This window comes from Streptomyces sp. NRRL F-5135 (assembly GCF_000719775.1).
GTDB classification, from domain to species: Bacteria; Actinomycetota; Actinomycetes; order Streptomycetales; family Streptomycetaceae; genus Streptomyces; species Streptomyces hebeiensis.
This window is the reverse complement of the sequence record NZ_JOHR01000067.1, coordinates 1-563: the sequence shown is the minus strand read 5'-3', so window position 1 is coordinate 563 and position 563 is coordinate 1. Positions and strand designations below refer to the sequence as shown.

The window sequence follows — 563 nt, the reverse complement described above, 5'->3', positions numbered from 1 at the left end:
CGCTTTTGGCGTCGGCGCGGTGGCGTGCGTCGGTGGTGATGATGGGGGTGTCGGGGCCGATCTGGAGTGCTTCGCGTACTTCGTCGGGGGTGTAGGGCTGGTGTCCGTCGAAGCCGTTGAGGGCGATGACGAAGGGGAGTCCTGAGTTTTCGAAGTAGTCGACGGCGGGGAAGCAGTCGGCGAGGCGGCGGGTGTCGACGAGGACGACGGCGCCGATGGCGCCGCGGACGAGGTCGTCCCACATGAACCAGAAGCGGTCCTGTCCGGGGGTGCCGAAGAGGTAGAGGATGAGGTCTTGGTCGAGGGTGATGCGTCCGAAGTCCATGGCCACGGTGGTGGTGGTCTTGTCTCCGGTGTGGGTGAGGTCGTCGATGCCTGCGGAGGCGCTGGTCATGACGGCTTCGGTACGCAGCGGGTTGATCTCCGAGACGGCGCCGACGAACGTGGTTTTGCCCACGCCGAAGCCGCCCGCCACCACGATCTTCGCGCTGGTGGTAGATCGGCCCGCACCGCCGCTAGAGCTTGCGAAGTCCACTGAGCACCCTTTCGAGCAGTGTCACATC

General features: G+C 65.7%; 1 protein-coding gene. It reads right to left on the bottom strand.

What is annotated here, in order from left to right; all coding sequences use genetic code 11:
- Positions 1 to 535, bottom strand: a 535-nt coding sequence (locus IG02_RS0135525) for a GTP-binding protein (protein ID WP_037805238.1), incomplete at its 3' end; no start/stop codon positions are given.
- Between the last annotated feature and the right edge of the window lie 28 nt (positions 536 to 563).